The following is a 12,775-nucleotide window of genomic DNA, read 5'->3' as shown; positions in this document are numbered from 1 at the left end:
AGATCATGGTGCGGCGAAGGAAGACTCCTTCGTCGTATTTCTGCTTTGTTTGTAAAATATATAAAATATTCAGCAGGAAATGGAGAAATTTTGGAGAACTTGTACCTTGTATATAGTTAATTGGAATTTTTAAGAGGGAGTGTATTTTATGATACTGGAAGGTCTTGTGTTAGGGATAATCATTGGGAAACTCAGAGGCGGAAAGGTAAACAATCTGGGACGATTCGTATTTAAGTCCTCCTTTTTATTGGCTTTTTCCTTACTAATACAGCTCGGTACATCCATATTAATATCCGTAGGAAATGAGCAAGCCATAAAGCATAAAATGATTCTATATATTATTTCGTACATCATGTTGTTTATTGTGCTGTTTTTGAATTTAGGAAAAAAGTCTGTGTGGTTGATCGTGATCGGTGCAGTTCTAAACTTTGCTGCCATTGTTTTAAATGGAGGAAGTATGCCCATGGATTTAGAAGCACTGCAAAAAATTGGTTCCATCAATATGCTACAATCCATTAAAGCTGGAGAATTGGTTAACTATAGGAATATTACAGAGGCCGTATCATTTACCGTATATTTAGGAAAGAGAATCACAACGCCGGAGTGGTATCCTATAAAGCAGGTATTTAGCATCGGCGATTTATTCATATCCTTGGGAATCTTATTCTTATGCCAGAGCATGATGCAATCCAGCAGAAGTCATTCAAAACCTCAGCTCCTAAAGTTTAATCACAAAGGGAAAATGAGATTATAAATACAGTCTGTATATAAATTTAAGAAATTAAAAGGCTATCAAGTGAAAGGATGGGCTTAAGAGAATTTTTCTTATAGAAAATAGAAAGAATAAAGCTGAGCATGCCTTAGCTTTTCTTTTTAGCTTAAATAAGGCCTGATTTTGATAAAGCGCAAATATTACAATTGGATTAAAAATTACTGTGATTTATTTCCATTGTTGAATTGTTAAATAATTAGTGCTAAAATGATACGATAGGCTATAAATTATGAAGATATTGAGGTGGATTCATTGAGAAAATTATTCGAAAAAGTTTTTGGCACCTACAGCGAACGAGAAATTAAAAAACTTGATAAAACAGTTGACCAAATAGAAGCTTTGGAAGCAGCATATTCAAAATTAACCGACGCAGAATTGAAAGATAAAACGAGACAGTTTAAGGAAAGATTAGCAAAGGGAGAGACCTTGGACGATATTCTACCAGAAGCATTTGCTACCATCCGTGAGGGTGCATGGAGAACGTTGGGTATGAAACACTATAGGGTACAGCTTTATGGTGGTATGGTACTGCACCAAGGAAGAATTGCAGAGATGAGAACTGGAGAAGGTAAGACCTTAATGGCAACTTTACCAGTTTATTTAAACGCTCTTTCAGGAAAAGGCGTTCATGTTGTTACAGTTAACGATTACCTAGCAAAAAGGGACCAGGAATGGATGAGTAAGGTCTATAATTTCCTCGGACTAACTGTTGGTGTGATTGTTCACGGTATAACAAACGAAGATAGAAGAAAGGCATATCATTGTGATATTACCTATGGAACAAACAATGAGTTTGGATTTGACTACTTAAGGGACAACATGGTCATCCATTTACATGAAATGGTTCAAAGGCCATTAAACTACGCCATCGTGGATGAGGTCGACAGTATTTTAATCGATGAGGCAAGAACCCCTTTAATTATTTCTGGACAAGGAGATAAGTCTACAAAGATGTATTTCATTGTAGACCAATTCGTTAAAACCTTGAAAAAGGAAGTAGACTTTGAAGTTGATGAGAAAGCCAACTCTGTTACTTTAACGGAGGAAGGTGTAGAGAGAGCGGAGAAATACTTTGCCGTAGATAACCTTTCTGATATGGAAAATACGGAGCTTGCTCACCATATCAACCAAGCTTTAAAGGCGAATAACTTGATGAAGCTGGATAAGGACTACGTTGTAAAGGATGGCGAAATCATTATTGTCGATGACTTTACAGGTCGACTGATGTTCGGTCGTCGCTATAGTGAAGGGCTGCACCAAGCAATTGAGGCCAAGGAAGGCTTAGAGGTACAAAGAGAGTCTAAGACCCTAGCCACCATCACATTCCAGAACTATTTTAGAATGTACGATAAGCTGTCCGGTATGACGGGTACAGCCAAAACGGAAGAAGATGAATTTATCTCTATTTATAACATGGACGTTGTTGAAATCCCAACCAATAAGCCAGTAGTTCGTATAGATGAACCAGATTCGGTATATAAATCTGAAAAAGGGAAAGTTTTATCCATTATAAAAGATATTGAAGAAAAGCATAAAAAAGGTCAGCCGGTTCTCGTCGGTACCATTTCTATAGAGAAATCTGAGGAGCTGGCAGCTGCTCTTAAGAAAAAGGGAATCCCACATGAAGTATTAAATGCAAAGCAGCATGAGCGAGAGGCGGAGATTATCGCTCAGGCAGGACGTAAAGGAATTGTTACCATTGCCACCAACATGGCAGGTCGTGGTACGGACATTCTTCTTGGAGGAAATCCAGAATTCTTAGCGAAGCGTGAAATGAAAAGAATGGGCTACGGAGATGAAATCATATCCATGGTAACCAGTCATGCAGAAACAGACAACGAAGAGCTAATCAGTGCTAGAGGAAAATATGAGGAGCTTTATAAACGATTTAAAGCAGAAACAGACAGAGAACATGAAGAAGTAAAAGCTGTTGGTGGTCTTCATATCATCGGTACAGAGCGCCATGAATCTCGAAGAATTGATAATCAGCTGCGAGGTCGTGCTGGACGTCAAGGGGACCCAGGTTCCAGTAGATTCTATATCTCTTTAGAGGATGACCTGATGAGATTGTTCGGTGGAGAGCGTATGCTAGGCATCGTAGATAAAATGGGACTAGCAGAGGATGAAGCCATAGAGCATCGACTATTGACAAACTCTATTGAAAATGCGCAGAAGAAGGTTGAAGGCAGAAACTTTGGTATTCGTAAACACGTACTTCAATATGATGATGTTATGAATAAGCAAAGAGAAGTGATTTACGGCGAGAGAAAGAAGGTATTAGAGGGCGAAAACATGAGGGATCATATTTTCAGTCTAATGGCCAATATTGTAGATGAAAGTATCCCAATGTATACATCGGAAGCAACATCGACACCAGAGATCGATACGGAGGGCTTACGAAATCATCTTTCTAAAATCTTCTTAAAGGCAGATTTCGGATTTATCAATGGACAGAATAAAGATGTAGAATCCTTAAAAAGCCAAATCGTAGCGGCAGCTGAAAAAGCATATGCTGTGAAAGAAGAGGAAATCGGTTCTGAGCGTATGCGAGAAATTGAGAGAGTTATTTTACTTCAAGTCATCGATACGAAGTGGATGGATCATATTGATGCTATGGATCAATTACGCCAAGGTATTGGACTGAGAGCAATTGGACAAGTGGACCCTGTAAGAGCATACCAATTAGAGGGATACGATATGTTCCAAGAAATGATCAACAGCATTCAAGAGGACACCGTTCGTTTCTTATTCAGTATAGAAAAAGAAGCAGTTGTTGAAAGAAAGCAAGTTGCAAAGCCCATAGAAGCTAGTCACGGTGATGGAGATGCTAAAAAAGCACCAGTGGTTAAAAAAGAAGAATCTGGACGGAATGATCTGTGCCCTTGCGGAAGCGGCAAAAAATATAAAAAATGCTGCGGTAAATAATGAGGTGAAAAAATGCTGAATTTAGATAATTATAAACAGCAGATTTTGAGACTAAAAGAAGATATCAATGGAATGAGGGACTCTCTTTGACATTGACCAATTGATTACTTTAAGTGAAGAGTTAGAGTATAAAATGTCTGAGGAAGACTTTTGGAACGATCCCGAAAATGCACAAAGTGTTTTAAAAAAAGCAAAGGGGTATCGAGATACCATAGAAGAATACAACCAGCTCCATGTAGATCATGAGGATCTGGAAATGATGATTTCCTTTATTGAAGATGGCGACGAATCCTTTCAAAAAGATCTATTAAAAGGGTTAGAAGCCTTAGAGAACCGAGTCCGTGAAATTAAAATAGCGACCCTGTTAAAGGGAGAATATGATAAGAACAATGCCATTATTTCCATTCATGCAGGTACAGGCGGCTTGGATGCTCAGGATTGGGCTAAAATGCTGCTCAGAATGTATACACGGTGGGCGGAAGACAAAGGATACGGTGTAAAAACCTTAGATATTTTAACAGATACAGAGGCAGGGATTAAGAGTGTGACCCTCTTGATTGAAGGGATGAATGCTTACGGATATTTAAAAGCAGAGAAAGGGGTTCACCGATTGGTTCGAATCTCGCCCTTTGACTCCTCTGGAAAAAGGCATACTTCCTTTGCATCTGTAGATGTTATGCCTGAAATTGATGATTCTGTAGATATTCAAATCAACCCCAATGATCTTCGAATTGACACGTATCGGGCCAGTGGTTCCGGCGGACAGCATGTTAATAAAACAGATTCTGCAGTCCGGATCACACATATTCCTACGGGGATCGTGGTTCAGTGTCAAAATGAACGATCTCAGCACAGCAATAGAGAAACGGCTATGAAAATGCTAATCAGCAAGCTAATTGAAGTGAAGGAAACGGAACAAAAAGAAAAGATAGAAGATTTGCAGGGAGAATATAATCAGATCGCATGGGGCAGTCAAATACGCTCCTATGTTTTCAATCCCTATAACCTGGTAAAGGACCATCGGACCAATGTGGAGATGGGGAATATACAGGCAGTGATGGATGGCGAAATTGATGAATTTATTAATGGATATCTTAAGGGAAGCCTAGACAATACTGTCTAGGTTTTTTTCTTATGAAGAAGGAAATTCGGATATTATGTAGAAGTATTGTAGATACGATTTGATTTAAGGAGAATGGTGTAGAAGGAAGAGATAGATTGATTGCGCAGAAAGAGGGGAAGTATTTTGAAGATGACATCGTCTAAGTTGGGGAAAATAAAATTTAAAAAACAGGATCACACTTTAAATGGAGATAAAAGGAAGAGTATCAAGAAACAATTAATCATCATCGTATTTTTACTGTTATTGGTGCCAATTTTAAGCAATACCATTGTTGCATACTTTATGGAATCGAAGAATATCACCACCAGAGCCGAGGAGACCAACCGAATCATAGGAGACTCTATCGGTACACAGCTGGATTTATATGTGGAATCCTTATTGGACACCATGAAGCTCATAACAAGCAGTAATAACTTCGATTTGATGGATCGATATGAAATTGAAAATGTGATCTATAAATATACAAATCAAAATAAAAACTTTATTGGTTTTCGGTACGTGGATCTCAATGGGGATAATATATTTAGCAATTTAAATAGAAGTACCAATAATGTAGCAAATGAAGACTGGTTTAAGGAAGCCAAGGCAGGAAAAACTTTTATTGGGCAATCCATAAAGGCAGATTCAGGAAGCCAAGTAGGCTTTATGATCAGTATTCCTATATCCAATCAATACAGCTCTCGAATTGGGGTACTGGCTGTTATGGTAGGAACCAATAAGATCAATGAGCTTGTACAGAATGTGCAAATCGGGGAACAAGGACATGCTTACGTTGTAGATACCAATGGATATGTAATTGGACATCGTTTGACTACGGAGTACGTTATCGGTAGATTTAATGTTCTGGAAGGACAATCGGAAGATGTAAAGCTAGTAAGCACAGCTGAAGAAGATGTGGTCCATGGTGTTAACAACAAACTAGAAAAAGCATTAATCACAGGCTCTACGGTTGAAACAACAGGCTGGAGAGTTATCATTGAACAGAATAAGGCTGAAATACTTGCTCAAACGAAAGCTTCCTTAGGGAGAAGCTTAATCATTGCAGGAATTCTCATGACCATCGCATTGATATCCACCTATGCTTTTGCGGTATTATTTACGAAGCCGATTACGCAGCTGGTAAAGAGCGCTAATAAAATAAAAAATGGGGACTTAACGGAGAGCGTTGAAGTAACCACAGATAATGAAATAGGACAGCTACAGGAAGCTTTTAATGAGATGACGAAGTCCATCGGTAGCATTCTGAATGAAATCAATAAAACCACCAATAATGTCAGTGATTTTATAATGGAATTAAACAATGATATCGAAGTAAGCAGTAAGGCATCCATGGAGATTTCACAGGCCATAGAAAGTGTTGCGTCCGATACGACACAGCAGATGGGAAGTGTAGAAAACACTGCTTCTGCAGTGAATAATATGGTCCTTGAAATCAATGAGATGACAGCACGGTACAATGTGGTTGTGGAATCCTCTGAAGCCGCATCTCAATTAGCGCAGAATGGTTTTGAAAACATCAAGGATATACAGACCATGATGAGCAACATTACCAATTCTTCCAGCATGTCTACAGATTTAATTAGAAATTTGGATAAGCATATACAAAGTATCGATGGTGCAGGCCAACTGATCACTCAAATATCAGAACAGACAAATTTATTGGCCCTCAATGCAGCAATTGAGGCAGCGAGAGCTGGAGAGCATGGCAGAGGCTTTGCCGTTGTTGCAGATGAAGTTCGAAAACTGGCAGAACAATCTAAAGCAGCGTCTGGCGATATTATCAGCATCATAAAAGACATTCAAGCAGAGGCGAAGAAAGCTGTAGAGGTGATCGACCAAGGTGCCGCTGGTGTACAGCATGGAAATGAAATCACAGAAAATGCCGCCATATCCTTTAGTGCAATTGTAGATAAGACGAATCAGTCCACAGAGGCCATGCGAAATTTATCCTCTAATATCGATAAAATATTCCAAGGCGTATCTGTGGTAGAAACCACAATCACTGAGGTTTCCAACGTAGCCCAGGCTACTGCCGCAGGGGCAGAAGAAGTCCTTGCCAGTACAGAGGAGCAAAACTCAATTATCCATCATATGGGTACCTCTGCTGAAAGATTGAATGAAATGGCAGAGGGACTAAAGGGATTGGTACATCGATTTAAGATTAACAAGTCCGATGTAGTTGATACACCTACATATGAAATAGTGGCAGAAACACAGGAAACAGAAGAAGTGCGATCCTATGAGGAACAGGATTTTGAAGCAGAAGTGTCCTTCCATGAAGAAGCTGCAGGGCAAGATATTGGTTATCATGAGGAAAACATAGAGGAAGTTGAGTCTATTCAAAGAGAAATCCTGGATGTGGAAGAGGAGATATCCACTACAGAAGACTTTGCAGAAGAAGATTATTTTGAAAGTGAAGAGACCTTTGAAGAGGGATATGCTGAAGAAAATAAAAATGAGATTGAATACGAAGATGGCAATGATGAAGTAGAAGAAAAAATATAAAGGTAAGGCTCTCAACCCAAGTGGTAGAGAGCCTTACCTTTTACGCTACAAATCATAATGAAAAAAGGTGTTACATAAAAACATCTAAAAGCATACCGCGAATATCATCTAATTTTTTTACAATGGCAATGCGATCGACCTCTTTGTTTAAAAACTCCTTAGTGATGGCATCCAGTTCTCTATCTACATTTTTAACGATGGAGTAGACGCGATGGCGACCACGCCGATCGAGGAAGTTTTCCTTAGAAAATTGATGGGAATTTTTTACGGCCACGTCTAAGAATTCTCGAACCAAGCCCTTATATCGAATGACTTCACTGATATGAAGTTTTTCTGAAATTTTTTCAGACTGGGCTGTAATCTGTGAAAATAAACTTTCTAGATGTTCTCGTACCTGATCAGATTTTATATTTTGAAATTTTTCTACAAATTGAGCATTGCGAACATCGGACTTTCTATTGGAAGTATTGATCATATTTCCAATATCGATGGGACCGAGGTTTTCTATACGATTCATAATTGTCACCTTCCTTATGTAATACATAAACGATAATAGGACCTTCTGTAATACATTCTTATTATATATTATCGGTAGGATTAACGAAAGACTTAATAAAGAACTTGTTTTATGCCCATGAAATTTAAAACAGAGGAGGATCGATTAAAGAAAAGGGAGGAATCTGTCGATAATTATTAAGATGAATCGTAAATACAGATTGAAAGCGGGGCTGATTATGACGAACAATATTTGGGGAAAAGGTATATACAGCAATATCATAAATTCTTATATGAAAGCACCTAGTAGTCCTAAAATAAAGGGAACGCTATTGGCTATAGATGAAAATAAGGTAAAGTTGGATGTTGGGAATGGAAAGGCGATGGACTTGGTGCTAAATAAGTTTTTGAATGCCAAGGTAGGAGATACTGTAACCATCAAGAAAAGTGATATTGTAAACGCTAAGATGGGATCAATCAATACAACTACAGAAGAGCCATCTGCCGAAATCACACAGGGAAAATATGAATATATTTTATCTTCCTTGGGAATGCCTGCCAAGGAAGGAAACATTGAAGCAGCAAAGATTTTGGATCATCACGGCGTAAATGTTACGAAGGAAAACATTGTGTCCTTTCTGGCGGCGAAGGAGCAATTATCCAGTCTCAGTGAAAAGCTAGACTACGATAAGGTGATTCAATTAAAAGATAAAGACATCGACTTTGAAAAGGAATCCTTGCAGAAGGTTCTCCAGGAATTAGAAGGTGTGAAGGTGGAGAAAAAGCCATTTTCATTGTTACGGTTTCTAGGTCTTAAAAAAGATATGACCACAGAGGAAGCTGAAAAAATAGCCCATGATCTTTATGGAAGTAAGATGGGAAAGGATGTTACGGATATCATCAAGGCCTTAGATAAGGCTGGTGTAAAAATAACGAGAGAAAGCATTGATCATGTAGACCGTCTTTTCCATAAGCTGCATAATATTCAAGGAATTGAAGATACAACGATTATAGACAGTGTAAAAAACAAAATTGAACCTTCCATCGACGCTTTATATAAACTGAAGAATGCAATAACCAAGGGTGCTATTCGTCTAGAGGAAAAATTGGGTGAAATGGTATCGAAGGCGTATAATGCATATGGATCAGCAGGGAATATGGTTACCGAGGAAGATTTAAAAAGACTAGAGGGCGATATTGAGGCCCGATTGATGGAGATGGGTGTAAAGGTAACGGAAGAAATCATCAGTACGGCAAAGGATGTTGTTGCGAGAGGACTGGATCTAACGAAAGAGAATCTGGAGAGAATCGTGGCGATTAAAGGAAGTATTTTAGAGCTCAATACGAATCTGGATTATGAAAAAACAGCGATCCTTATGGCGGGTGGAATCGATATGGAAAAAATCCATGTGGTTCACCTAGCGAATATGGTGGCGGACATTGCAGATTCACAGACAATGGATATCAGTCTAGGATTGGATAAATTAGGAATTCTTCAGCTGATAGAAAAGCTCGATATGATGACCATTGCGCTGCACCATAAATTAGGCTTGGAAAATACCTTAGAGGGTCTGAACATCACTCAGGGTATGATGGATGGAGAAATAAGCTTAGAGCAGTGGCTGAGTCAGCTTCAAGGGCTAGAGGATTCTAAGGAAACTGCTGGAAATATAAAGATGGAAGATGTTACCCGAATATTGGAGAATCGATCTGCTGAGAATGCCATTGAAGCGGAAGCCAAAGCAGCGATTTATTTAAGGGCAAACGCAGAACGACTGGGATCTCTTATGGAAGAAGGCTATAGCAAGGAGCTCATCCATGCCTTGATACAGGTGGATAAACCACTGAACCTTTCAAATGTACAGGCGTTATTGATGGAGAAAAGAATGCTGGACAGGGTGGCAGAAAATTTAACCAATGAGAAGATTGAAAGCATTTTGGATGGCGGAAATAAAGTAGAAAAGCTATCGCTAAACCAATTGGAGCGGCTGTTAACTTCTTCCAGCAAGGCAAATGAACAACCCAGCGAAGAGAAAACAGTACAAGACGCCTTAAAGAATGCTGCTGCCATTGAGGAAGCAGTGGATAAGGCTAAAGGACTGGTAGATACCCTAAAGCAGATCACGCCGGAAAGACGGGATAGCATTATTTCATTGTTGATGAAAAATGCCATGCCACTCACGCTGAAGGAAGTTCAAAAACTATCATTCTTCTTAAATAATGAAAGACAAATCGGTCATGAGTTAGAAGCCATCCTAAGTATTATTGAGAATAATAAAAATGAAGAGATTGCCCAACTGGCAGCTCGGTTGAGAACGGGCATTCATAAAATGACCTCTGATATGAAAGAGGGAAAACCCTTTGGGGAACGACCTTATGAGGAATTTTCTCAGATATTGAGAGCACTTGAAAGTAAATCAGCTCATTTATCCGGTGGTGAACGATCATCCTTACAAAAAAGTGGGGAAAGGCTACTAGATTCATTGGAACTACAGGTTCATTTAAATCGACAGGATACACTGCTGCAGCTTCCGCTCATGATGGGCGATCAGCTGAAGAACCTTCAAATGTATGTGATGCGGGATAAAAAAGGGAGTAAGAAAATCGACCCTAAGAATATGTCCGTGCTGCTGAATTTTGACACCAATAATATGGGAAATATCAATATTTACATGGCAGTGAACTACAGCAATATTGTTATGAAAATTGGGTTGAATCATACTGAGGACAAGGAACTGATAGAAAACTATACGAAAGATTTAGAGAAGTACCTAGAGGATTTAGGGTATAGCCTAAAGGATCTCTCCTTTAGAATTGATGAGGATACGCATATTTTATCCATGCATCGAGAAATTGAAGGAAATCACCAAAGTCTAAAAAAACTATTGGATATTAAGATTTAAACTAGGGGGTGGGTCTATGGAAGAACAACTGAAGCGAAAGAAAGCCGTAGCGATCAAATACGATGTAGAAAACGATCGTGCCCCCGTAATCACTGCATCTGGAATGGGCGTGGTTGCAGATAAAATCATAGAAAAAGGGATGGAAAATGAAGTTGCAATTTATGAGGATGAAAGGCTGGTGAAGGAATTGATTCAGTTTAAAGTGGGGACAGAAATACCACCAGAGCTTTATGAAATTGTAGCTCAGGTCCTAGTTTTTATAGAGAATATAGACCAAAAGAAGGGAAATCCTAGATACACCAAATATTACTAGGAATTGTATAAAGGTTTTGATGAGAACAGTCGATAAATAGACTGTAAGCAATTTTAAATCTATTGTTAAATAAAAATTTATTGAATATATTTACCGACCAAGGAGGAAACAAAATGCGTATAAACCATAATATACCTGCATTAAATGCACATAGACAGTTAAACAGAAATTCAAATGTATCTGCAAAGGTATTAGAGAGATTATCTTCTGGTAAAAAAATAAACCGTGCGGCAGATGATGCAGCGGGAATGGCAATTTCAGAAAAAATGAAAGCGCAAATCAGAGGACTTTCCAAAGCTGCTCAGAACACCATGGACGGAATCTCCTTAATCCAAACAGCAGAAGGGGCCATGAATGAAGTTCACTCCATGCTACAACGTATGAGAGAGCTTGCAGTACAATCTGCCAATGGAACTGTAACAGATCAAGATCGTAAGGCGATTCAAGATGAGGTGAACCAATTAACTTCAGAGGTCAATCGTATTGCCAATGGAACAGAGTTTAATACGAGAAAATTATTAAGAGGAAATGAAGGGCCAGATAGTAACACGACGGTACATAGAATGAGTACAGGGAAGCCAGCAATCGTAAATGGTGCAATTACATCTAGTGTAGATTTAACCTCTAAGGATTTGACAATCATCATAGATGGACAGGAAAGAACCGTTCGATTAAACAATCTAGATTCTGGGGCAAGTATACAAGACCGTTTGGACGCTCTTAACAATGCAATTGGAGATTTAGGAGAAGCAATCATAACTTCTGGGAGTAATATTGAAATTAGAACAACCTCTATTGGTGGTAATAGTAGTATTTACGTTGATGGCTCTGCAAAGGCTGATTTTGGTCTTGCCGGTATAACAGCGCCTGTATACGGAACAGCGGAAATAAATGCAGGAAATGCGAAATCTACTGTTTACTTTGATGGTCTACCTGAAGCAGGTTCTAGTTTAGTGATTGGCAAGGATAAAGTTGAATTCTATGATAGTAGCAAAGGACCCTATACAGGATCTAATCGACCGATTGATATTTATGATAGTACAGCATCTGCTTATAAAGATGTTACCGACATTATACAGCAAATAAATGATATGGAATTTGAAGGAATCAAGCCAGGCACAGGTGATGCAAGAATAGATACTTCAGTAGATGGACCGGATAAAGGAAGATTGATTTTTGAAGCTGTAGAAACTGGATTCAAGGGTCATGCAATCTTTGTTGAAGGAACACCGAAGGAATTCGTTACGAACCTTCAAGTTGGACCGAATCAAGGTCAAGGATTTAGATTAACCGTAGGAGATATTCGATCCTTTAAACTAGGAATCAGTTCATCTACTCCAGATGGAAATACAGGTGTAAAAGGCGCAGCTTTCCATGAAAGTATGGATGTAACTGATGGACTTTCTGCAAGTACCATTGAGCATGCTATCAATGTTTCTACAGAAGCGTATGCAACATCAGCAATCACTGTATTTGACAACGCCATTATAAAAGTAGCTGAAATGAGAGGTTCTCTCGGAGCGATCCAAAATAGATTAGAGTACACCGCTGCAAACTTAGAGAATACGGGAGAAAACTTAACAGCTGCTTTATCTCGTATTGAAGATACAGATATGGCACTGGAAATGTCTGAATTTACGAAGTATAATATCTTAATTCAAGCAGGTACTTCTATGCTTGCACAAGCGAACCAAAGACCGCAAACGGTATTGCAGCTTTTAAATAGCTAATGGATGAGG

General features: G+C 38.8%; 8 protein-coding genes. 7 read left to right on the top strand and 1 reads right to left on the bottom strand.

Going from position 1 to position 12,775, the window contains the following annotated elements; genetic code table 11:
- Window positions 1–148 precede the first annotated feature (148 nt).
- The 4 genes from CLOS_RS13155 (at window position 149) to CLOS_RS13140 (ending at window position 7,325) form a co-directional block, all read left to right on the top strand.
- Window positions 149–754, top strand: a complete 606-nt coding sequence (locus tag CLOS_RS13155) for a DUF5317 domain-containing protein (protein ID WP_012160325.1) — start codon at window positions 149–151, stop codon at window positions 752–754.
- Window positions 755–1,024: 270 nt separating this feature from the next.
- Window positions 1,025–3,697, top strand: coding sequence for a preprotein translocase subunit SecA (secA, locus tag CLOS_RS13150; RefSeq protein WP_012160324.1), 2,673 nt, complete (start codon window positions 1,025–1,027; stop codon window positions 3,695–3,697).
- 12 nt (window positions 3,698–3,709) lie between these two features.
- Window positions 3,710–4,820, top strand: a protein-coding gene (prfB, locus tag CLOS_RS13145; RefSeq protein ID WP_156774455.1) for a peptide chain release factor 2 whose coding sequence is annotated in 2 segments (ribosomal slippage) — window positions 3,710–3,784 and window positions 3,786–4,820 — 1,110 coding nt in all. Because the reading frame shifts where the segments join, the coding sequence is not laid out codon by codon here.
- Between the two features lie 129 nt (window positions 4,821–4,949).
- A complete protein-coding gene (locus tag CLOS_RS13140; protein ID WP_012160322.1) occupies window positions 4,950–7,325 on the top strand; it encodes a methyl-accepting chemotaxis protein in 2,376 nt (791 codons plus the stop codon).
- Between the two features lie 70 nt (window positions 7,326–7,395).
- Here CLOS_RS13140 and CLOS_RS13135 read toward each other — a convergent pair whose 3' ends face one another.
- Window positions 7,396–7,842: a YaaR family protein gene (locus tag CLOS_RS13135; RefSeq protein WP_012160321.1), complete on the bottom strand. Its 447-nt coding sequence runs from the start codon at window positions 7,840–7,842 to the stop codon at window positions 7,396–7,398.
- Between the two features lie 181 nt (window positions 7,843–8,023).
- Between CLOS_RS13135 and CLOS_RS13130 the strand changes: the two genes are divergently transcribed.
- The 3 genes from CLOS_RS13130 (at window position 8,024) to CLOS_RS16370 (ending at window position 12,766) form a co-directional block, all read left to right on the top strand.
- Window positions 8,024–10,723: a DUF6240 domain-containing protein gene (locus CLOS_RS13130; RefSeq protein WP_041719374.1), complete on the top strand. Its 2,700-nt coding sequence runs from the start codon at window positions 8,024–8,026 to the stop codon at window positions 10,721–10,723.
- A 16-nt stretch (window positions 10,724–10,739) separates the two neighbouring features.
- Entirely contained in the window at window positions 10,740–11,036 is a 297-nt protein-coding gene (locus CLOS_RS13125) for an EscU/YscU/HrcU family type III secretion system export apparatus switch protein (RefSeq protein WP_012160319.1), read from the top strand.
- Window positions 11,037–11,149: 113 nt separating this feature from the next.
- Window positions 11,150–12,766, top strand: a complete 1,617-nt coding sequence (locus CLOS_RS16370) for a flagellin N-terminal helical domain-containing protein (RefSeq protein ID WP_012160318.1) — start codon at window positions 11,150–11,152, stop codon at window positions 12,764–12,766.
- Window positions 12,767–12,775 lie beyond the last annotated feature (9 nt).

It is taken from the genome of Alkaliphilus oremlandii OhILAs, assembly GCF_000018325.1.
GTDB classification, from domain to species: domain Bacteria; phylum Bacillota; class Clostridia; order Peptostreptococcales; family Natronincolaceae; genus Alkaliphilus_B; species Alkaliphilus_B oremlandii.
Note: the sequence above shows the minus strand (reverse complement) of the source record. Positions and strands in the feature narration are given on the sequence as shown.